This window comes from Pseudomonas sp. B8(2017) (genome assembly GCF_002113575.1).
Classification (GTDB): domain Bacteria; phylum Pseudomonadota; class Gammaproteobacteria; order Pseudomonadales; family Pseudomonadaceae; genus Aquipseudomonas; species Aquipseudomonas putida_Z.
Map to the genome: position 1 here is coordinate 398,108 of NZ_NEIO01000003.1, position 20,500 is coordinate 418,607.

Annotated in this window: 19 protein-coding genes; 18 read left to right on the top strand and 1 reads right to left on the bottom strand. The window is 61.8% G+C overall.

The window, feature by feature from the left end; genetic code table 11:
- Positions 1-74: 74 nt before the first annotated feature.
- From CAG22_RS07810 to CAG22_RS07850, 9 genes are all read left to right on the top strand, one after another.
- Positions 75-824, top strand: coding sequence for an electron transfer flavoprotein subunit beta/FixA family protein (locus CAG22_RS07810; RefSeq protein WP_025339979.1), 750 nt, complete (start codon positions 75-77; stop codon positions 822-824).
- On the top strand, positions 825-1,754 hold the full coding sequence (locus tag CAG22_RS07815) for an electron transfer flavoprotein subunit alpha/FixB family protein (RefSeq protein WP_085705150.1): 930 nt from the start codon (positions 825-827) through the stop codon (positions 1,752-1,754).
- Between the two features lie 189 nt (positions 1,755-1,943).
- A complete protein-coding gene (locus CAG22_RS07820; protein WP_075045848.1) occupies positions 1,944-2,765 on the top strand; it encodes an ABC transporter substrate-binding protein in 822 nt (273 codons plus the stop codon).
- 9 nt (positions 2,766-2,774) lie between these two features.
- Complete coding sequence (locus tag CAG22_RS07825) at positions 2,775-3,128, top strand: DUF4398 domain-containing protein (RefSeq protein ID WP_013973451.1); 354 nt, start codon at positions 2,775-2,777, stop codon at positions 3,126-3,128.
- On the top strand, positions 3,125-3,937 hold the full coding sequence (locus tag CAG22_RS07830) for an OmpA family protein (protein WP_085705152.1): 813 nt from the start codon (positions 3,125-3,127) through the stop codon (positions 3,935-3,937). The genes CAG22_RS07825 and CAG22_RS07830 overlap by 4 nt, the downstream gene beginning before the upstream one ends.
- 289 nt (positions 3,938-4,226) lie before the next feature.
- Positions 4,227-5,669 (top strand): PLP-dependent aminotransferase family protein, encoded by a 1,443-nt coding sequence (locus CAG22_RS07835; protein WP_025339975.1) that lies wholly within the window; start codon positions 4,227-4,229, stop codon positions 5,667-5,669.
- Positions 5,670-5,732: 63 nt separating this feature from the next.
- Positions 5,733-6,221 (top strand): hypothetical protein, encoded by a 489-nt coding sequence (locus CAG22_RS07840; RefSeq protein WP_085691591.1) that lies wholly within the window; start codon positions 5,733-5,735, stop codon positions 6,219-6,221.
- Positions 6,222-6,351: 130 nt separating this feature from the next.
- The gene (locus tag CAG22_RS07845; RefSeq protein ID WP_025339973.1) at positions 6,352-6,606 is read left to right on the top strand and encodes a YkgJ family cysteine cluster protein; all 255 of its coding nucleotides are present in this window, start codon (positions 6,352-6,354) and stop codon (positions 6,604-6,606) included.
- A gap of 33 nt (positions 6,607-6,639) precedes the next feature.
- Positions 6,640-7,245 (top strand): START domain-containing protein, encoded by a 606-nt coding sequence (locus tag CAG22_RS07850; RefSeq protein WP_085691590.1) that lies wholly within the window; start codon positions 6,640-6,642, stop codon positions 7,243-7,245.
- 237 nt (positions 7,246-7,482) lie between these two features.
- Here the strand turns inward: CAG22_RS07850 and gltA are convergent, their stop codons facing one another.
- A complete protein-coding gene (gltA, locus tag CAG22_RS07860; RefSeq protein ID WP_013973445.1) occupies positions 7,483-8,772 on the bottom strand; it encodes a citrate synthase in 1,290 nt (429 codons plus the stop codon).
- 352 nt (positions 8,773-9,124) lie between these two features.
- On the opposite strand from gltA, the gene sdhC reads away from it, so the two are divergent.
- The 9 genes from sdhC (at position 9,125) to sucD (ending at position 20,450) form a co-directional block, all read left to right on the top strand.
- Complete coding sequence (gene sdhC, locus CAG22_RS07865) at positions 9,125-9,511, top strand: succinate dehydrogenase, cytochrome b556 subunit (protein WP_012315350.1); 387 nt, start codon at positions 9,125-9,127, stop codon at positions 9,509-9,511.
- Positions 9,505-9,873 carry a succinate dehydrogenase, hydrophobic membrane anchor protein gene (gene sdhD / locus CAG22_RS07870; protein ID WP_003254214.1) on the top strand — a complete coding sequence of 123 codons (369 nt, stop codon included), beginning with the start codon at positions 9,505-9,507 and terminating at the stop codon, positions 9,871-9,873. The genes sdhC and sdhD overlap by 7 nt, the downstream gene beginning before the upstream one ends.
- A 3-nt stretch (positions 9,874-9,876) precedes the next feature.
- Positions 9,877-11,649 (top strand): succinate dehydrogenase flavoprotein subunit, encoded by a 1,773-nt coding sequence (sdhA, locus tag CAG22_RS07875; protein ID WP_025339971.1) that lies wholly within the window; start codon positions 9,877-9,879, stop codon positions 11,647-11,649.
- Between the two features lie 11 nt (positions 11,650-11,660).
- Positions 11,661-12,365, top strand: coding sequence for a succinate dehydrogenase iron-sulfur subunit (locus CAG22_RS07880; protein WP_016711649.1), 705 nt, complete (start codon positions 11,661-11,663; stop codon positions 12,363-12,365).
- Positions 12,366-12,611: 246 nt separating this feature from the next.
- Positions 12,612-15,443 (top strand): 2-oxoglutarate dehydrogenase E1 component, encoded by a 2,832-nt coding sequence (locus CAG22_RS07885; protein WP_025339970.1) that lies wholly within the window; start codon positions 12,612-12,614, stop codon positions 15,441-15,443.
- A 42-nt stretch (positions 15,444-15,485) separates the two neighbouring features.
- Entirely contained in the window at positions 15,486-16,697 is a 1,212-nt protein-coding gene (odhB, locus tag CAG22_RS07890) for a 2-oxoglutarate dehydrogenase complex dihydrolipoyllysine-residue succinyltransferase (protein WP_085705156.1), read from the top strand.
- Between the two features lie 93 nt (positions 16,698-16,790).
- Positions 16,791-18,227 carry a dihydrolipoyl dehydrogenase gene (lpdA, locus tag CAG22_RS07895; protein WP_013973439.1) on the top strand — a complete coding sequence of 479 codons (1,437 nt, stop codon included), beginning with the start codon at positions 16,791-16,793 and terminating at the stop codon, positions 18,225-18,227.
- A gap of 172 nt (positions 18,228-18,399) precedes the next feature.
- Positions 18,400-19,566, top strand: coding sequence for an ADP-forming succinate--CoA ligase subunit beta (sucC, locus tag CAG22_RS07900; RefSeq protein WP_003254205.1), 1,167 nt, complete (start codon positions 18,400-18,402; stop codon positions 19,564-19,566).
- On the top strand, positions 19,566-20,450 hold the full coding sequence (sucD, locus tag CAG22_RS07905; protein WP_004376004.1) for a succinate--CoA ligase subunit alpha: 885 nt from the start codon (positions 19,566-19,568) through the stop codon (positions 20,448-20,450). The genes sucC and sucD overlap by 1 nt, the downstream gene beginning before the upstream one ends.
- The last annotated feature ends 50 nt before the right edge of the window (positions 20,451-20,500 follow it).

Here is a 20,500-nt window from a genome sequence, read left to right on the forward strand (position 1 = left end):
GCCCTTGTACCCACGCGCATCGCAGGGCTCTGCCCCTGGCGACTATCTATTCACCGGAGAGTAACGAGGAATCCATGAAGGTTCTTGTAGCTGTCAAACGAGTGGTCGACTACAACGTCAAGGTTCGCGTCAAGGCGGACAACTCCGGCGTCGACCTTGCTAACGTCAAGATGTCCATGAACCCCTTCTGCGAAATCGCCGTGGAAGAAGCCGTACGCCTGAAGGAAAAGGGCGTCGCGTCCGAGATCGTCGTCGTTTCCGTCGGCCCGACCACTGCCCAGGAGCAACTGCGTACCGCCCTGGCCCTGGGTGCTGACCGTGCCATCCTGGTCGAAGCCGCTGACGAACTGAATTCCCTGGCTGTGGCCAAGGCGCTGAAAGCTGTTGTCGACAAAGAGCAGCCTCAGCTGGTCATCCTCGGCAAGCAGGCTATCGACAGCGACAACAACCAGACCGGCCAGATGCTGGCTGCGCTGACCGGCTTCGCCCAAGGCACCTTCGCCTCCAAGGTCGAAGTGGCTGGCGACAAGCTGAACGTCACCCGTGAAATCGACGGCGGCCTGCAGACCGTTGCACTGAACCTGCCGGCCATCGTCACCACCGACCTGCGCCTGAACGAGCCACGCTACGCGTCGCTGCCGAACATCATGAAGGCCAAGAAGAAGCCGCTGGAGACCGTTACTCCAGATGCGCTGGGCGTTTCCCTCGCCTCCACCAACAAGACCCTGAAGGTTGAAGCCCCGGCTGCCCGCAGCGCTGGCATCAAGGTCAAATCGGTGGCCGAACTGGTCGAGAAGCTGAAGAACGAAGCGAAGGTAATCTAAATGACTATCCTGGTTGTCGCTGAATACGAGAACGGTGCCGTAGCCCCGGCCACCCTGAACACTGTTGCCGCTGCCGCCAAGATCGGTGGTGATGTGCACGTGCTGGTCGCTGGCCAGAACGTGGGCGGCGTTGCCGAGTCCGCAGCCAAGATCGCTGGCGTGGCCAAGGTGCTGGTTGCCGATAACGCCGCCTACGCCCACGCCCTGCCAGAAAACGTCGCGCCGCTGATCGTCGAGCTGGCCAAGGGTTACAGCCACGTGCTGGCCCCGGCCACCACCAACGGCAAGAACATCCTGCCGCGCGTTGCCGCGCTGCTGGACGTGGACCAGATCTCCGAGATCATCTCGGTCGAGTCCGCCGACACCTTCAAGCGCCCGATCTATGCCGGTAACGCCATTGCCACCGTGCAATCGAGCGCTGTCATCAAGGTCATCACCGTGCGTACCACCGGCTTCGACGCCGTGGCCGCCGAAGGTGGTTCGGCTGCCATCGAAGCCGTTGGCGCTGCGCACAACGCCGGCATCTCGGCCTTCGTTGGTGAAGAGCTGGCCAAGTCCGACCGCCCAGAGCTGACCGCTGCCAAGATCGTCGTTTCTGGCGGCCGTGGCATGGGCAACGGTGACAACTTCAAGCACCTGTACAGCCTGGCCGACAAGCTCGGCGCTGCCGTCGGTGCTTCGCGCGCCGCGGTCGACGCCGGCTTCGTGCCGAACGACATGCAGGTCGGCCAGACCGGCAAGATCGTTGCGCCACAGCTGTACATCGCCGTCGGTATCTCCGGTGCGATCCAGCACCTGGCCGGCATGAAGGACTCCAAAGTGATCGTGGCGATCAACAAGGACGAAGAAGCGCCGATCTTCCAGGTAGCCGACTACGGCTTGGTCGCTGACCTGTTCGAAGCGGTTCCGGAGCTGGAAAAGCTGGTCTGATCCGCCTGCTTCACTTATAAAGAACCCGGCCCTCGTACAGGGGGCCGGGTTTTTTTTGTGGTCAGTTCCGGCCCAATCGCCGGCAAGCCAGTTCCCACAGGTACAGCGCAGTTTTCAAGGGCGTTGCTGTACCTGTGGGAGCTGGCTTGCCGGCGATTGGGCCGGGCAAAGCAATACAAGGAGTGAGCAATGGTGCTGCGTAAAGCAGGCAGGGTGCTGGCATGCATGGCGGTGCTGGTTTCGCCGCTGGCCATGGCGGCAGGCAAGTGCGAACGCCTGGTGGCAACCGGCAGCCCTGATGCGCCGCCCTATTCATGGCAGGACCCGAACGACCCGAAACACCTGATCGGCGCCAACGTCGACCTGCTGCGCCAGGTGGCTGGCGAGCTGGGCGTGAAGGTGGAGGTGCTGAGCGCCGGCCGTCGTGACCAGGCGCTGGAAGAAGTACGTAGCGGGCGCATGGACCTGCTGCTCGACACTCCCATGCAGGTGGAGCAACTGACCGCGCTGGACTACATCCATCCACCCCTGCAGCTCAACGAATACCTGGTGTGGACGCGCCACGACGCCACACTGGCCTTCGAGGGCCCGGCGGACCTGGCCCAGTACCAGGGCAGTTTGTCCGAGCGTGCGCGGCTGACCCCGGCCTTTACCGCTTTCGCCAAGGCCCAGCTGAAACTGGTGCCGGCACAGAACCTGACCCAGGCGTTCCAGAAGCTGGTGCTCGGCCAGGTGGATTATGTGCTCGCTGGCCGCTATTCGGGCATGGCCATGGCCCAGAGCCTGGGCATGAGCAATGACCTGATCGCCCGCGGCCTGCCGGTGGATCGGCCTGGCCTGTACCTGGCCCTGTCGCACAATTCGGCCTGCAATGACAGCTGGTTGCGTGGGCAATTGGCGAAAAAACTGACAGAATTGCCGATCTCCGGAGCATCCGAGGCCGTGCTGCAACGTAATGTCGAGCGCTGGAAAGCGCAGCTGCAGGTGCCGTCGGACGCCCCCAAACACTAGGAAGATTGCGTGAGAACCCAACCACTAATCCTTGCCCTGGCCGTGCTCGGCCTGGCTGGCTGCGCCAACGATCCGGCCCCTAACGAGCAGATGCGCATTTCCGAACAGGCACTGGAGCAGGCCAGGGCCGTCGGTGCCACCGAGCAGGTCGATGCGCTCAAGCTGGCTGAAGACAAGCTGGCCCGGGCCAAGACCAACATGCTCACCGAAGACTACCGCGATGCGCGCATGCGTGCCGAACAGGCCGAACTGGATGCGCGCCTGGCCGAGGCCCAGGTACTGAACCAGAAGAGCGAAGAGCAGCTGCAACTGCTGCAGTCGCGGGTCCAGCGCCTGCGCAAGCAGTTGGAGGTGCAGCCATGATCCGTCGTGTGCCATTGGCCGCGCTGGCAGTGCTGGCGCTGGCGGCAGGTTTGCAAGGTTGCGCCAGCCAGCGCAGCAGCGCAGCGCTGGATGATGCCGCTGCAGCTTTCCAGAAGGTCAAGGATGATTCCAATGTGTTGCGCAGTGCGCCGCGTGACGTGATTCGCGCAGGCGAGTCGCTGGCCCGTGCCGAGCGCCTGTCCAGCTACATCGGCACCGGTGCCGACGTGCGCCATTACGCCTACCTGAGCCAGCGCTACAGCGAAATTGCCAGCGAGCATGCCAAGCTGGCGCTGAACCAGGAACGCCAGGCCAAGCTCGACCTGGAGCGCCAGCGCCTGCAGCTGGCCCTGCGCGAGGCCAAACTGGCCAGTGTTCAGCAGCAGGGCAAGTGGGTCGAGTCGCAGATCGCCGCGCTGGCCTCGGAGCAGGCCGACCGTGGTCTGGTGATGACCCTGGGGGACGTGCTGTTCGACACCGGCCGGGCCGATCTGAAGAACTCGGCCAGCCGTACCGTGCTCAAGCTGGTGCAGTTCCTTCAACTCAACCCGCGCCGGGTGGTTCGGATCGAGGGCTATACCGACAGCACCGGCCCGGCCGAGGACAACCTGAAGCTGTCGCGTGATCGGGCGCAGGCCGTGGCCGACATGCTGGTAGACCTGGGTATCGACGAGAAGCGCCTGCAGGTCGAGGGCTATGGCGACCAGTACCCGATCGAGGCCAATGCCTCGGAGCGGGGCAGGGCGCAGAACCGTCGGGTGGAGATCGTGTTCTCCGATGACAAAGGCAAGCTGGCGCCAGCACGCTGAATCATGTGAAAGGGGCCGCTTTGCGGCCCATCGCAGGCAAGCCAGCTCCCACAGGTGATGCACAGGGTTTGAGGTCAATGCGTCAAGGTGGGAGCTGGCTTGCCGGCGATGGGGTGCGAAGCAGCCCCGCTTTTCGTCGGGCTACCCGGGCTTGATCGTTTCCATGGCTGTCACGCAACTGTATTGTTGACTATCCTGCGATCTGTCCCAGTACACTTTGCAACTGTTACGGTATCCTCTACCGTCAGACACAAGAACAACGAGCCCGTCCGCGCGTCGAGAGCCAGCCATGACCAACCTGCTGTTGTACCAGCGTATCGCCCAGCAACTGGCCGATGACATCCGTCGTGGTGTCTACCAGCCAGGCGAGCGGGTACCCTCCGTGCGCAAGATGAGCGCCCAGCTCAATGTCAGCCATGCCACGGTGCTGCAGGCCTATGCCAATCTCGAGGACCAGGGGCTGATCCGTGCGCGGCCGCAGTCCGGCTACTACGTGCACCAGACCCCGGCCCTGACCGCGCAGACCCCGGACATCGCCCGGGTCGAGCGCCCCGGCCTGGTCACCCGCGCCAGTATCATCCAGCAGGTGCTGACCGAGGCTCGCCGTGATGGCGTGTTCCCGTTCGGCGCCGCTGTGCCGCACGTCGACTACCTGCCGGTCCGTGCCTTGCACCAGCAGATTGCCAAGGTCACGCGCTTCCACAGCCCGCGTGCCTTCAGCTACATGTTCAGCCCCGGTTTCGAGCCGCTGCGCCGGCAGATCGCCATTCGCATGCGTGATGCCGGTGTGCTGGTCGACCCGCGTGAAGTGATCGTGACCCATGGCTGTGTCGATGCGCTGCAGATGTCTCTGCGCGTGCTGACCCGTCCCGGCGACCTGATCGCCGCCGAATCGCCCACCTATTACGGGCTGCTGCAACTGGCCGACCTGCTGGGCCTGAAGGTGATCGAGATCCCCAGCGACCCGTCCACTGGTATCAGCCTCGAAGCGCTGCAACTGGCGGCAAACCAGTGGTCGATCAAGGCCCTGGTTCTGACTGCGCGCCTCAGCAACCCGCTGGGTGGCACTGTCCCGGAAGAGCGGCAGAAGCAGTTGCTGCGCCTGGCGTCGGACTTCGATATCCAGATCGTCGAGGATGACATCTATGGCGAGCTGATGTTCGAGCAGGGCAAGACCAAGGCGCTCAAGGCATTCGACCGGCTGGACCGTGTGATCTATTGCTCGAGTTTTTCCAAGACCCTGTCCCCCGGCGTGCGCGTTGGCTGGATGATCGCCGGGCGCTATCAGGACGAAATCCAGCGCCTGCAAACCTTCACCACCCACTCGGCCTGCAGCGTGACGCAGATGGGTGTGGCGGCCTACCTGGAAAATGGCGGCTACGACCGGCACCTGCGTTACATCCGCCAGGAGTACCGCAAGAACCTCAGTGCCTACCAGCTGGCGGTGCAGCAGCACTTCCCCGAGGGTACCCAGATGACCCGGCCGACGGGCGGTTTCATCCTGTGGGTGAGCCTGCCGGGGCGGGTCAATACCCAGGAGCTGCATGTGCGCGCGCTGGAGCAGGGCATCAGTATTGCGCCGGGGTTGATCTTCAGTAACACCGAGCAGTTCAACCACTGTATCCGGCTTAATTGCGGTATACCCTGGAACAAGGAAGCCGAGCGCGCGGTGATCACGCTCGGTTTGCTGGCTCAGCAATTGTGCCGGGAGCCAGCAGCGGCACTTTTGTAGGCTTGCCACGCGCCCGTGGAACAGGGAGCATACGCACTTTTCCTGCCAGTCTGTCTATTTGCCATGAATGCTTTGCGCCGTTTTGCCCTGATCTTGTGCCTTGTACCGCTCGGCAGCCTGGCTGGTGTTGCCCAGGCTGCGCAGCCGGCAGGCCAGGCGCAGGCGGCGCCGCTGCAGAAAGCCAAGCCGGTGCAGAAGGCCGCAGCCAGGCCAGCGCACAAGCAGCCTGCAAAAAAAGCCGGTAACAGCAAGGCCAGGCCGGCGCGCAAGCAGGTGAGCAAGGAGGTTGCCAAGCCGCTACCCAAGGCGAAGCTGGACCTCAGCCTGCCGGCCGATATGGTCGATGGCCTTGAGCCGAATGTGGGCAGCCCTTCGCCGATACAGCGACGCAAACCTTTGCTGCCACCCATGTTCACTGAAAAGCCGGAGACCAGCGATAGCCCGTTCCAGCTCAATGGCCGGTTGATCAGCAACGAAATGCAGCTGCAGCTGCGCAATGACAGCCGTCGCGACGTGGAAGGGGCGGCCATCGATTTCGAGTACCGCCAGTAGCAGGTGAACTGACTGCCGGGTCACGGCAGATTTCATCATGCCAGCAATTTCAAACGCCTGTTTGAGCGGTTACTATCCAGGGACGTTCGTCCCGTTTTGTTCCAGGGAGTCCTGATTTTGGTGAATAGCCATGAATTGCCGTGAGGGCTGTGGTGCCTGCTGTATCGCCCCGTCCATCACCTCTGCGATGCCGCGCATGCCCAATGGCAAGCCGGCTGGCGAGCGCTGCCTGCACCTGACCGTCGACAACCTCTGCGACCTGTTCGGCAAGCCCGAGCGGCCGGCAGTGTGTGGCGGTTTCAAGGCGGATGTGGAGGTGTGCGGCAGTGACCGTGACGAGGCCATCAGGATTCTTGGCTGGTGGGAGCAGATGACGGCGGCGTGACAGGCTGGATCTTCGACAACAAGGATAAACATGATGAGATCGTTCAAGCGTATTGCTCTGCTGTGTGGCATGGGTGTTCTGCTGTCGCCCGCGGCCTGGGCCGAGAACTGGCAGGTGGCCAAGGACGAGGAGGGGATCAAGGTCTCCCTCAGTGAAGTGGCTGGTTCCAAGTACAAGGCCTATCAAGGCGTCACCGTGATCAAGGCGCCGCTGGCCAAGGTGCAGGCGTTGCAGGAGGACGTGGTCGGGGCTTGTGCGTGGATTCACGAATGCAAGTCGCAGAAGCTGCTCAAGCACGAAGGTGACCAGAGCTGGACCTACACCCAGTTCAATACGCCGTGGCCGGTGACGCCGCGTGACTCGGTATTGCATGTGACCACGGTCAAGGGGGCTGATGGCAGCCTGGTGCGCAACCTGAAGGAAGAGCCGACCTACATCCCGGAAGAGAAGGGCTTTGTGCGGGTGGCGAAGGTCGAAGGCTTCTGGAAGCTGGTGCCCAAGGGTGACAGCACGGAAGTGACCTATCAGGTGCACACCGAGCCGGGTGGTAGCGTGCCGGCGATGGTGGCCAACAAGTTCGTGGTGGATGCACCGTTCAATACCCTGAAAGGGTTGAGGGAGCGGGCTGAGAAAAACTGAGGCATTGTGTCGGCTCTGTGAGGTGGCGGCCCTGTTGGGGGCTGCTTCTTGTGGGAGCGGCCTTGCGTCGCGAAAGGGCTGCGGAGCAGCCCCGGCAATATAGCGGTAAGCCTAAGATCCCGGGGCCGCTCCGCGCCCCTTTCGCGACACAAGGCCGCTCCCACAAAACCGCAACGCGTCGAGCAGAAATAAAAAAGGCTGCCCGAGGGCAGCCTTTTTGCGTTCGGCTATGAAAGCTTACTTGCGGTCCTGCAGCGCAACGATGTCGCGCTTCTGCTCGCCGGTGTACAGCTGGCGCGGGCGGCCGATCTTGTACGGGCTGGAGAGCATTTCTTTCCAGTGCGAGATCCAGCCCACGGTACGGGCCAGGGCGAAGATCACGGTGAACATGCTGGTCGGAATGCCGATCGCCTTGAGGATGATCCCCGAGTAGAAGTCGACGTTCGGGTACAGCGAGCGCTCGATGAAGTACGGATCGGTCAGGGCGATCTCTTCCAGGCGCATGGCCAGTTCCAGCTGCGGGTCGTTCTTGATGCCCAGCTCGCGCAGGACTTCGTCGCAGGTCTGCTTCATCACGGTGGCGCGCGGGTCGCGGTTCTTGTACACGCGGTGACCGAAGCCCATGAGCTTGAACGGGTCGTTCTTGTCCTTGGCCTTGGCGATGAACTTGTCGATGTTCGAGACATCGCCGATTTCATCGAGCATGGTCAGTACCGCTTCGTTCGCACCGCCGTGGGCCGGGCCCCAGAGTGCGGCGATACCGGCGGCGATACAGGCGAACGGGTTGGCACCCGACGAACCGGCCAGACGAACGGTAGAAGTGGAGGCGTTCTGCTCGTGGTCGGCGTGGAGGATGAAGATCCGGTCCATCGCCTTGGCCAGCACCGGGCTGATCGGTTTGATCTCGCACGGGGTGTTGAACATCATGTGCAGGAAGTTTTCCGCGTACGACAGGTCGTTGCGCGGATACATCATCGGCTGGCCCATGGAGTACTTGTAAACCATCGCGGCCAGGGTCGGCATCTTGGCGACCAGGCGCACCGCGGAAATTTCGCGGTGTTGCGGGTTATTGATGTCCAGGGAGTCGTGATAGAACGCCGACAGGGCGCCGACCACGCCGCACATCACCGCCATCGGGTGGGCGTCGCGGCGGAAGCCGTTGAAGAAGGACTTCAGCTGCTCGTGAACCATGGTGTGGTTCTTCACGGTGCTGACGAACTGGGCCTTCTGCTCGGCATTCGGCAGTTCGCCGTTGAGCAGCAGGTAGCAGGTTTCGAGGTAGTCGGACTTTTCGGCGAGCTGCTCGATCGGGTAGCCGCGGTGCAGCAGGATACCTTTGTCGCCGTCAATGTAGGTGATCTTCGACTCGCACGAGGCAGTCGCCATGAAACCAGGGTCGAAGGTGAAGTGACCAGTGGCCCCCAACCCGCGGACGTCGATTACATCAGGACCAACGGTGCCGGTTAAAATGGGCAGCTCGACGGGGGCAGCGCCCTCGATGACCAACTGCGCTTTTTTGTCAGCCATGTGGCCTCCTATTAATGCTTGAAATCATCAGACAGACCCCCCACGCAGGGCCCGCACCACTATAGAGGGATAAATTCAGATGTCAATTTGCCTAAAGGCTTGTTGAAACAGGCATTGAGGCCTGATTTTTCGCGAAATTCTCGCCCATTTACGCCTTTTGTGCGTTAAAGGCAATGCGCTATTTGGGCTACCCCGTCACGTTGTCATAAGCAGCCTAACTGTCTATACTCGCAACCCGACCGCCAGGGGCTTGCAAGCCCGAACTGCTGGGGGTCGCCGTTCCCTGGGTGGTGGGTACCTGACCAGTACACTTACCAACAACTTTGCCCTGATTCGCTAGGGGCTCTTCAGTGTGAAAAAAGCCGTGAAAAGCCAACGACCTGTAAACCTAGACCTAAGGACCATCAAGCTCCCCGTCACTGCGTACACGTCCATCCTGCATCGTATCTCCGGCGTCATCCTGTTCCTTGGCCTTGCCATCATGCTTTATGCACTGGGCAAGTCGCTGGGTTCCGAGGAAGGCTTTGGTGAGGTGAAGGCGTGTCTGACCAGCCCGCTGGCCAAATTCGTGACCTGGGGCCTGCTATCCGCCCTGCTTTATCACCTCGTGGCAGGTGTACGTCACCTGATCATGGACATGGGCATCGGTGAGACGCTGGAAGGCGGCAAGCTGGGCTCGAAAATCGTGATCGTCATCTCCGTGGTGCTGATCGTTCTGGTGGGAGTTTGGGTATGGTAACCAATGTCACGAACCTGTCGCGTTCGGGCCTCTATGACTGGATGGCGCAGCGCGTTTCTGCGGTCGTTCTCGCGGCTTACTTCCTCTTCCTGATCGGCTACGTGGTCGCCCACCCAGGCATCGACTACACCCAGTGGCATGGTCTGTTCTCCAACAACGCGATGCGGATCTTCAGTCTGCTGGCCCTCGTTGCCCTGGGCGCTCACGCCTGGGTCGGCATGTGGACCATTGCGACCGACTACCTGACGCCAATGTCGTTCGGCAAGTCGGCAACTGCGATTCGTTTCCTGTTCCAGGCGGTATGCGGCGTTGCGATGTTCGCTTACTTCGTCTGGGGTGTGCAGATTCTCTGGGGTATCTGATCCATGGCTAGCATTCCAACCATTTCCTTCGACGCCATCATCATCGGTGGCGGCGGCGCCGGCATGCGCGCAGCGCTGCAGCTGGCTCAAGGCGGCCACAAGACTGCCGTGGTCACCAAGGTCTTCCCGACCCGTTCGCACACTGTATCCGCCCAGGGCGGCATCACCTGCGCCATCGCTTCGGCCGACCCGAACGACGACTGGCGCTGGCACATGTACGATACCGTCAAAGGCTCCGACTACATCGGTGACCAGGACGCTATCGAATACATGTGTCAGGAAGGCCCGGCTGCGGTCTTCGAGCTGGACCACATGGGCCTGCCGTTCTCGCGTACCGAAACCGGCCGCATCTACCAGCGTCCGTTCGGTGGCCAGTCGAAGGACTTCGGTAAAGGTGGCCAGGCCGCCCGTACCTGTGCTGCTTCCGACCGTACCGGTCACGCGCTGCTGCACACCCTGTACCAGGGCAACCTGAAGGCAGGCACTACCTTCCTCAACGAGTACTACGCTGTTGACCTGGTGAAGAACCAGGACGGCGCGTTCGTCGGTGTGATCGCAATCTGCATCGAAACCGGCGAAACCATGTACATCAAGTCCAAGGCCACCGTTCTGGCCACTGGCGGTGCCGGTCGTATCTACGCCTCCACCACCAACGCCCTGATCAACACCGGTGACGGTATCGGCATGGCGCTGCGTGCAGGCGTGCCGGTGCAGGACATCGAGATGTGGCAGTTCCACCCGACCGGCATCGCCGGCGCCGGTGTACTGGTTACCGAAGGTTGCCGCGGTGAAGGTGGCTACCTGATCAACGCCCACGGCGAGCGCTTCATGGAGCGTTACGCGCCGAACGCGAAAGACCTGGCCGGCCGCGACGTGGTTGCCCGTTCCATGGTCAAGGAAATCATCGCCGGCAACGGCGTGGGCCCGAACAAGGACCACGTGCTGCTGAAGCTGGACCACCTGGGCGAGGAAGTGCTGCACAGCCGCCTGCCAGGTATCTGCGAGCTGTCCAAGACCTTCGCCCACGTCGACCCAGTCGTCGCGCCTGTCCCGGTCGTACCGACCTGCCACTACATGATGGGCGGCGTTGCCACCAATATTCATGGCCAGGCCATCACCATGGACGCCGAAGGCAAGGACCAAATCATCCCGGGTCTGTTCGCAGTGGGTGAAGTGGCGTGCGTATCGGTCCACGGTGCCAACCGCCTGGGCGGCAACTCGCTGCTCGACCTGGTGGTATTCGGCCGTGCCGCTGGCCTGCACCTGGAAAAATCGCTGTCCGACGGCGTGGAATACCGCGACGCCAGCGACACCGATATCGATGTTGCCCTTAACCGCCTGAACAAGCTCAACGAGCGTACCGCTGGCGAAGACGTTGCCAGCCTCAAGCGCGAGCTGCAGAGCTGCATGCAGAACTACTTCGGTGTATTCCGTACCGGTGAATACATGCAGAAGGGTATCGAGCAGCTGGCCGGCCTGCGTGACCGTATTGCCAACGTCAAGATCAACGACAAGTCCCAGGCCTTCAACACCGCGCGTATCGAAGCGCTGGAGCTGCAGAACCTGCTGGAAGTCGCCGAAGCTACCGCCATCGCGGCCGAAGCCCGTAAAGAGTCCCGCGGCGCCCACGCCCGTGAAGACTTCGAAGACCGTGACGACGAAAACTGGCTGTGCCACACCCTGTACTACCCGGGTGAGAAGCGCGTTGCCAAGCGCGGCGTCAACTTTGCGCCGAAGACTGTTCCAGCCTTCGAACCAAAAGTCCGGACTTACTAAGGGTGGCTGCTATGTTGAAAGTCGAAGTTTATCGTTACAACCCGGACACCGACTCGGCGCCCAAAATGGAGTCGTTCGACGTCGATACCGGCGGCAAGGACCTGATGGTTCTCGATGTATTGGCGCTGATCAAGGAAAAGGACGAAGGTTTCTCGTACCGTCGCTCCTGCCGTGAAGGCGTTTGCGGTTCCGACGGCATGAACATGAACGGCAAGAACGGCCTGGCCTGCATCACCCCGCTGTCGGCGGTGGTGAAGGGCAACAAGCTGGTTCTGCGCCCGCTGCCGGGTCTGCCGGTCATTCGTGACCTGGTCGTCGACATGAGCATCTTCTACAAGCAGTACGAGAAGGTGAAGCCGTTCCTGCAGAACGACACTCCTGCGCCGGCCATCGAGCGCCTGCAGTCGCCGGAAGACCGCGACAAGCTGGACGGCCTGTACGAGTGCATCCTGTGCGCTTGCTGCTCGACTTCCTGCCCATCGTTCTGGTGGAACCCGGACAAGTTCCTGGGCCCGGCCGCACTGCTGCAAGCCTATCGCTTCCTGGCCGACAGCCGTGACACCAAGACCCAGGAGCGCCTGGCGTCCCTGGATGACCCGTTCAGCGTATTCCGCTGCCGCGGGATCATGAACTGCGTCAACGTTTGCCCGAAAGGTCTGAACCCGACCAAGGCAATCGGCCACGTACGTAACATGCTGCTGCAAAGCGGCACCTGATACAAAGTGTTGTACCTGCAGTAAGCCGAGGTGCGGGTGGTGAGCCCGCACTGAGGTAAAACCCGAACAAGGGCTCACAAAGCCCGCGTTCATTACCTATGAAGATATGAGACCAGCAGGGGCTTTCCGGGCTGGTACCCGGAAAATCAGCAGGATCCAAGTGGCGTGGTTCAGTCGCTGTATTCGGACTTTTCCAGGTTTGCTGTGGCTCTCGCCGATCAGTCCCCTAACCGAGGGTGACCAAGCATGCAAGAAAGCGTGATGCAGCGCATGTGGGAAAGCGCCCACCTTTCAGGTGGTAACGCTGCATATGTGGAAGAGCTTTATGAGCTCTACCTGCACGACCCTAACGCTGTGCCAGAAGAGTGGCGCACCTACTTCCAGAAGTTGCCCGCCGACGGCAGCACCGCTACCGATGTATCGCACTCGACAATCCGCGACCATTTCGTACTGCTGGCAAAGAACCAGCGCCGCGCCCAACCGGTATCCGCCGGGAGCGTGAGCAGTGAACACGAGAAGAAGCAGGTTGAAGTTCTGCGACTGATCCAGGCCTATCGTATGCGCGGCCATCAGGCTGCCAAGCTCGACCCGTTGGGGTTGTGGCAGCGTCCTGCGCCCGTAGACCTGTCGATCAATCACTACGGCTTGACCAATGCCGATCTTGATACGACCTTCCGTGCCGGCGACCTGTTCATCGGCAAAGAGGAGGCGAGCCTACGCGAGATCTTCGAGGCGCTCCAGAAGACATATTGTCGCACCATTGGCGCCGAGTTCACCCACATCGTCGATTCCGAGCAGCGCAGCTGGTTCCAGCAGCGCCTGGAAAGCGTGCGCGGCCGTCCGGAGTTTTCCGCTGACGTGCAGGCCCACCTGCTCGAGCGCGTGACCGCCGGTGAAGGCCTTGAGAAATACCTGGGCACCAAGTACCCGGGCACCAAGCGTTTCGGCCTCGAGGGCGGCGAAAGCCTGATCCCGATGCTGGACGAGATGATCCAGCGTTCCGGTTCCTACGGCACCAAGGAAGTCGTGATCGGCATGGCCCACCGTGGCCGCCTGAACGTTCTGGTCAACACCTTCGGCAAGAACCCGCGCGAGCTGTTCGACGAGTTCGAAGGCAAGAAGATGAACGAGCTGGGCTCCGGTGACGTGAAGTATCACCAGGGCTTCTCCTCGAACGTGATGACCCCGGGTGGCGAAGTGCACCTGGCCATGGCGTTCAACCCGTCCCACCTGGAAATCGTCTCGCCAGTGGTCGAGGGTTCGGTGCGCGCCCGTCAGGACCGCCGCAACGACACCGTTGGCGACAAGGTACTGCCGATCTCGATCCACGGCGACGCAGCATTCGCCGGCCAGGGCGTGGTCATGGAAACCTTCCAGATGTCGCAGACCCGCGGTTTCAAGACCGGCGGTACCGTGCACATCGTGATCAACAACCAGGTTGGTTTCACCATCAGCAACCCGCTGGACGCGCGCTCCACCGAGTACGCCACCGACGTTGCCAAGATGATCCAGGCGCCGATCCTGCACGTGAACGGCGACGACCCGGAAGCCGTGCTGTTCGTGACCCAGCTGGCCATCGACTACCGCATGCAGTTCAAGCGTGACGTGGTCATCGACCTGGTCTGCTACCGCCGCCGCGGCCACAACGAGGCCGACGAGCCGAACGGCACCCAGCCTTTGATGTACCAGCAGATCAGCAAGCAGCGCACCACGCGTGAACTGTACGCTGAGGCGCTGATCCAGGCCGGCCGCATCGATTCCGAGCGCGCCCAGGCCAAGATCGACGAGTACCGCAACGCGCTGGACAACGGCCTGCACGTGGTGAAGAGCCTGGTCAAGGAGCCGAACCGCGAGCTGTTCGTCGACTGGCGTCCGTACCTGGGCCATGCCTGGACCGCGCGTCACGACACCCGCTTCGACCTCAAGACCCTGCAGGAACTGTCGGCCAAGCTGCTGGAGATCCCGGAAGGTTTCGTCGTCCAGCGCCAGGTCGCCAAGATCTACGAAGACCGTCAGAAGATGCAGGCCGGTGGCTTGCCGATCAACTGGGGTTATGCAGAGACCATGGCCTACGCCACCCTGCAGTTCGAAGGTCACCCGATCCGCATGACCGGTCAGGACATCGGCCGTGGCACCTTCTCGCACCGTCACGCGGTGCTGCACAACCAGAAGGACGCCAGCACCTACGTACCGCTGAAGAACCTGTTCCCGGGCCAGCCTCAGTTCGAACTGTACGACTCCTTCCTGTCGGAAGAAGCGGTACTGGCCTTCGAATACGGCTACTCGACCACCACGCCGAACGCGCTGGTGATCTGGGAAGCCCAGTTCGGTGACTTCGCCAACGGTGCGCAAGTGGTGATCGACCAGTTCATCACCAGCGGCGAGCACAAGTGGGGCCGTCTGTGCGGTCTGACCATGCTGCTGCCACACGGTTATGAAGGGCAGGGCCCGGAGCACTCCTCCGCGCGCCTGGAGCGTTACCTGCAGCTGTGCGCCGAGCACAACATCCAGGTCTGCGTACCGACCACCCCGGCCCAGATCTACCACCTGCTGCGTCGCCAGGTCATCCGTCCGCTGCGCAAGCCGCTGATCGTGCTGACGCCGAAGTCGCTGCTGCGCCACAAGCTGGCCATCTCTACCCTGGAAGACCTGGCAGAAGGCTCGTTCCAGACCGTGATCCCGGAAATCGACAGCCTCGATCCGGCCAAGGTCGAACGCCTGGTCCTGTGCGGCGGCAAGGTTTACTACGACCTGCTGGAAAAGCGCCGTGCCGAAGGCCGCGAAGACATCGCCATCGTGCGTATCGAGCAGCTGTATCCGTTCCCTGAGGACGACCTGGTCGAAATCCTGGCGCCTTACACCAACCTCAAGCATGCGGTCTGGTGTCAGGAAGAGCCGATGAACCAGGGCGCCTGGTACAGCAGCCAGCACCACATGCGCCGTATCCTGGGCCGCCACAACAAGGCACTGGTCCTGGAATACGCCGGCCGCGACGCTTCCGCCGCGCCAGCCTGTGGTTACGCATCGAAGCACGCCGAACAGCAGGAAAAACTGCTGCAAGACGCCTTCACTGTTTAACGCCTTCGCGCACCTGAAACCGAATTTAAGGAAACACAGATAATGGCTATCGAGATCAAAGCCCCAACCTTCCCGGAATCGGTTGCCGATGGCACCGTTGCCACCTGGCACAAGCAGCCGGGCGATGCCGTCAAGCGTGACGAGCTGATCGTCGACATCGAGACCGACAAGGTCGTCCTGGAAGTACTGGCCACCGCCGACGGCGTGCTGGGCGCCATCGTCAAGGGCGAGGGCGACACCGTCCTGTCCGACGAAGTACTGGGTTCGATCGTTGAAGGCGGTGCTGCTGCCGCTGCACCAGCTGCCGCCCCGGCCACTGCTGCCCCGGCTGCCGACGCTGGCGAAGAAGACCCGGTTGCCGCCCCGGCCGCGCGCAAGCTGGCTGAAGAGAACGGCATCGACCTGGCTACCGTTGCCGGCACCGGCAAAGGTGGTCGCATCACCAAGGAAGACGTCGTCGCTGCCGTCGCCAACAAGAAGTCGGCGCCTGCTGCAGCTGCCAAGCCTGCCGCCGCTGCCGCTGCTGCCCCGGTTGTCGTTGCCGCTGGCGACCGCACCGAGAAGCGTGTGCCGATGACCCGCCTGCGCGCCAAGATCGCCGAGCGTCTGGTCGAAGCCCAGTCGAGCATGGCCATGCTGACCACCTTCAACGAAGTCGACATGACCGAAGTCATGGCCCTGCGTTCGAAGTACAAGGACCTGTTCGAGAAGACCCACAACGGCGTACGCCTGGGCTTCATGTCGTTCTTCGTCAAGGCCGCCACCGAAGCCCTGAAGCGCTTCCCGGCTGTCAACGCCTCGATCGACGGCAACGACATCGTCTACCACGGCTACGCCGACGTCGGCGTTGCCGTGTCCAGCGACCGTGGCCTGGTGGTACCGGTACTGCGTAACGCCGAGTCGATGAGCCTGGCGGAAATCGAGAACGGCATCGCCACCTTCGGCAAGAAGGCCCGTGACGGCAAGCTGGCCATCGAAGAGATGACTGGCGGCACCTTCACCATCACCAACGGTGGTACCTTCGGTTCGATGATGTCGACCCCGATCGTCAACCCGCCGCAGGCCGCCATTCTCGGCATGCACAACATCATCCAGCGCCCGATGGCCATCAATGGCCAGGTGGTGATTCGCCCGATGATGTACCTGGCGCTGTCGTACGATCACCGCCTGATCGACGGCAAGGAAGCGGTAACCTTCCTGGTCACCATCAAGAACCTGCTGGAAGATCCGTCTCGCCTGCTGCTGGACATCTAACCCTCTGGCTGCGTACCGTGCCGGCCCTGGCTTCGCAGGAAGCCATGCCGCGCGGTCCGCGGCTTGTAGCTTGTAGCTGATAAGGAATCTTTTATGACCCAGAAATTCGACGTAGTGGTGATTGGTGCAGGTCCTGGCGGCTATGTGGCTGCCATCAAGGCCGCACAACTTGGTCTGAAGACTGCCTGTATCGAGAAGTACACCGACGCCGAGGGCAAGCTGGCCCTGGGCGGCACCTGCCTGAACGTAGGTTGCATTCCTTCCAAGGCGCTGCTGGACAGCTCCTGGAAGTACAAGGAAGCCAAAGAGAGCTTCAACGTCCACGGTATCTCCACTGGTGAAGTGAAGATGGACGTCGCCGCGATGGTTGGCCGCAAGGCTGGCATCGTCAAGAACCTGACCGGTGGCGTTGCCACCCTGTTCAAGGCCAACGGCGTTACTTCGATCCAGGGCCACGGCAAGCTGCTGGCCGGCAAGAAAGTCGAAGTCACCAAGGCTGACGGCACCACCGAAGTCATCGAAGCCGAGAACGTGATCCTGGCTTCCGGCTCGCGCCCGATCGACATTCCGCCGGCTCCGGTCGACCAGAACGTCATCGTCGACTCCACCGGCGCCCTGGAATTCCAGGCCGTGCCGAAGCGCCTGGGCGTTATCGGTGCTGGCGTGATCGGCCTGGAGCTGGGCTCGGTATGGGCTCGCCTGGGTGCTGAAGTCACCGTCCTGGAAGCCCTGGACACCTTCCTGATGGCTGCCGACACCGCCGTGTCGAAAGAAGCCCAGAAGACCCTGACCAAGCAAGGCCTGGACATCAAGCTGGGCGCGCGCGTCACCGGCTCGAAAGTCAACGGCAACGAAGTCGAAGTGACCTACACCGACGCCAACGGCGAGCAGAAGATCACCTTCGACAAGCTGATCGTCGCGGTCGGCCGTCGCCCGGTGACCACCGACCTGCTGGCTGCCGACAGCGGCGTGACCATCGACGAGCGTGGCTACATCTTCGTCGACGACTACTGCGCTACCAGCGTGCCGGGCGTGTACGCCATCGGTGACGTGGTGCGCGGCATGATGCTGGCCCACAAGGCCTCGGAAGAGGGCATCATGGTGGTCGAGCGCATCAAGGGCCACAAGGCCCAGATGAACTACGACCTGATCCCGTCGGTCATCTACACCCACCCGGAAATCGCGTGGGTCGGCAAGACCGAACAGGCCTTGAAGGCCGAGGGCGTTGAGGTTAACGTGGGCACCTTCCCGTTCGCGGCCAGCGGCCGTGCGATGGCTGCCAACGACACCGGTGGTTTCGTCAAGGTCATCGCCGATGCCAAGACCGACCGCGTCCTGGGTGTACACGTGATTGGCCCATCGGCTGCCGAACTGGTGCAGCAGGGCGCAATCGCCATGGAATTCGGCACCAGTGCCGAGGATCTGGGCATGATGGTCTTCAGCCATCCGACCCTGTCCGAAGCGTTGCATGAAGCAGCGCTGGCAGTGAATGGCGGCGCCATTCACGTGGCCAACCGTAAGAAGCGTTAATTATAAGAAACCACGGCGGGCTGCCCGTCGTGAGTCTTGCGTGCATGACTCACCGCGGAAAGTCCGCCGGACCGGATCACACGGGAAAACCCGGGGTCAACGGTCACAGGTGGTGCGGCGCCAGTGATGGCGCAGCGCCGAAGCGCAGTACCTAACGAAGACGGTAAAAAGCATGAATCTTCACGAGTATCAGGGTAAGCAGCTGTTCGCTGAATACGGCCTGCCAGTTTCCAAGGGTTTCGCTGTCGATACCCCTGAGCAAGCTGCAGAAGCCTGCGACAAGATCGGCGGGAACGAGTGGGTGGTAAAAGCCCAGGTTCACGCGGGTGGTCGCGGTAAAGCGGGCGGCGTCAAGCTGGTTCGCAGCAAAGAAGACGCCAAGGCGTTCGCTGCACAGTGGTTGGGCAAGAATCTGGTTACCTACCAGACCGATGCCAACGGTCAACCCGTCTCCAAGATTCTGGTCGAATCCTGCACTGACATCGCCAAAGAGCTGTACCTGGGCGCTGTAGTCGATCGTTCGAGCCGCCGTATCGTGTTCATGGCTTCCACCGAAGGTGGCGTGGACATCGAGAAAGTTGCTCACGAAACGCCTGAGAAGATCCTCAAGGCCACCATCGACCCGCTGGTCGGCGCTCAGCCGTTCCAGGGTCGCGAGCTGGCATTCCAGCTGGGCCTGGAAGGCAAGCAAGTTCAACAGTTCGCCAAGATCTTCGTTGGTCTGGCCAAGCTGTTCAAGGATCACGACCTGGCCCTGCTGGAAGTGAACCCGCTGGTGATCAAGGCCGACGGCGACCTGCACTGCCTCGATGCCAAGATCAACATCGACGCCAACGCCATGTACCGTCAGCCTAAGCTGAAAACCTTCCACGACCCGTCGCAGGACGACGCCCGTGAAGCCCACGCTGCCAAGTTCGAACTGAACTACGTTGCCCTCGAAGGCAACATCGGCTGCATGGTCAACGGTGCCGGCCTGGCCATGGGTACCATGGACATCGTCAACCTGCACGGCGGCAAGCCGGCCAACTTCCTCGACGTTGGCGGTGGCGCTACCAAAGAGCGCGTTACCGAAGCGTTCAAGATCATTCTGTCCGACAGTAATGTCGCGGCCGTTCTGGTCAACATCTTCGGCGGCATCGTTCGCTGCGACATGATTGCCGAAGGCATCATCGGTGCAGTGAAAGAAGTCGGCGTGAAAGTTCCGGTCGTCGTTCGCCTTGAAGGCAACAACGCCGAACTGGGCGCTAAAGTACTGGCAGAAAGCGGTTTGAACATCATTGCGGCAACCAGCCTGACCGACGCTGCTCAACAAGTTGTCAAAGCTGCGGAGGGCAAGTAATGAGCGTCCTGATCAATAAAGACACCAAAGTCATCTGCCAGGGCTTCACCGGCTCGCAGGGTACTTTCCACTCCGAACAGGCCATCGCCTACGGCACCAAGATGGTCGGCGGCGTAACCCCAGGCAAGGGTGGCACCACCCACCTGGGCCTGCCAGTGTTCAACACTGTGAAAGAAGCTGTGGAAGCTACCGGCGCTGACGCTTCGGTCATCTACGTTCCGGCTCCTTTCTGCAAGGACTCGATCCTGGAAGCTGCCTTCGGCGGCATCAAGCTGATCGTGTGCATCACCGAAGGCATTCCTACCCTGGACATGCTGGATGCCAAGGTCAAGTGCGACGAGCTGGGCGTGACCCTGATCGGCCCTAACTGCCCAGGTGTCATCACCCCGGGCGAGTGCAAGATCGGCATCATGCCAGGCCACATCCACCTGCCAGGCAAGGTCGGTATCGTTTCGCGTTCCGGCACCCTGACCTACGAAGCTGTGAAGCAGACCACCGACGCCGGCTTCGGCCAGTCGACCTGCGTCGGCATCGGCGGTGACCCGATCCCGGGCTCCAACTTCATCGACATCCTGAAGCTGTTCCAGGAAGACCCGAAGACCGAAGCGATCGTCATGATCGGCGAGATCGGCGGTTCGGCTGAAGAAGAAGCTGCGGCCTACATCAAGGCCAACGTCACCAAGCCTGTCGTTTCCTACATCGCTGGTGTTACCGCACCTGCGGGCAAGCGCATGGGCCACGCTGGCGCCATCATCTCCGGCGGCAAGGGCACTGCGGACGAGAAGTTCGCCGCCCTGCAGGACGCTGGTGTGAAGACCGTGCGTTCCCTGGCTGACATCGGCAAGGCCCTGGCCGAGCTGACTGGCTGGGAAGTCAAGAAGTAATACTGCTACACCCCCCACGCGCACAGAGGCCACCTTCGGGTGGCCTTTGT

What these genes read in the sequence shown, in the direction of transcription:
- CAG22_RS07810 (WP_025339979.1), top strand. Translation starts at nt 75, where the DNA reads ATGAAGGTTCTTGTAGCTGTCAAACGAGTGGTCGACTACAACGTCAAG.
- CAG22_RS07815 (WP_085705150.1), top strand. Translation starts at nt 825, where the DNA reads ATGACTATCCTGGTTGTCGCTGAATACGAGAACGGTGCCGTAGCCCCG.
- CAG22_RS07820 (WP_075045848.1), top strand. Translation starts at nt 1,944, where the DNA reads ATGGTGCTGCGTAAAGCAGGCAGGGTGCTGGCATGCATGGCGGTGCTG.
- CAG22_RS07830 (WP_085705152.1), top strand. Translation starts at nt 3,125, where the DNA reads ATGATCCGTCGTGTGCCATTGGCCGCGCTGGCAGTGCTGGCGCTGGCG.
- CAG22_RS07835 (WP_025339975.1), top strand. Translation starts at nt 4,227, where the DNA reads ATGACCAACCTGCTGTTGTACCAGCGTATCGCCCAGCAACTGGCCGAT.
- CAG22_RS07840 (WP_085691591.1), top strand. Translation starts at nt 5,733, where the DNA reads ATGAATGCTTTGCGCCGTTTTGCCCTGATCTTGTGCCTTGTACCGCTC.
- CAG22_RS07845 (WP_025339973.1), top strand. Translation starts at nt 6,352, where the DNA reads ATGAATTGCCGTGAGGGCTGTGGTGCCTGCTGTATCGCCCCGTCCATC.
- CAG22_RS07850 (WP_085691590.1), top strand. Translation starts at nt 6,640, where the DNA reads ATGAGATCGTTCAAGCGTATTGCTCTGCTGTGTGGCATGGGTGTTCTG.
- gltA (WP_013973445.1), bottom strand. Translation starts at nt 8,772, where the DNA reads ATGGCTGACAAAAAAGCGCAGTTGGTCATCGAGGGCGCTGCCCCCGTC.
- sdhD (WP_003254214.1), top strand. Translation starts at nt 9,505, where the DNA reads ATGGTAACCAATGTCACGAACCTGTCGCGTTCGGGCCTCTATGACTGG.
- sdhA (WP_025339971.1), top strand. Translation starts at nt 9,877, where the DNA reads ATGGCTAGCATTCCAACCATTTCCTTCGACGCCATCATCATCGGTGGC.
- CAG22_RS07880 (WP_016711649.1), top strand. Translation starts at nt 11,661, where the DNA reads ATGTTGAAAGTCGAAGTTTATCGTTACAACCCGGACACCGACTCGGCG.
- CAG22_RS07885 (WP_025339970.1), top strand. Translation starts at nt 12,612, where the DNA reads ATGCAAGAAAGCGTGATGCAGCGCATGTGGGAAAGCGCCCACCTTTCA.
- odhB (WP_085705156.1), top strand. Translation starts at nt 15,486, where the DNA reads ATGGCTATCGAGATCAAAGCCCCAACCTTCCCGGAATCGGTTGCCGAT.
- lpdA (WP_013973439.1), top strand. Translation starts at nt 16,791, where the DNA reads ATGACCCAGAAATTCGACGTAGTGGTGATTGGTGCAGGTCCTGGCGGC.
- sucC (WP_003254205.1), top strand. Translation starts at nt 18,400, where the DNA reads ATGAATCTTCACGAGTATCAGGGTAAGCAGCTGTTCGCTGAATACGGC.
- sucD (WP_004376004.1), top strand. Translation starts at nt 19,566, where the DNA reads ATGAGCGTCCTGATCAATAAAGACACCAAAGTCATCTGCCAGGGCTTC.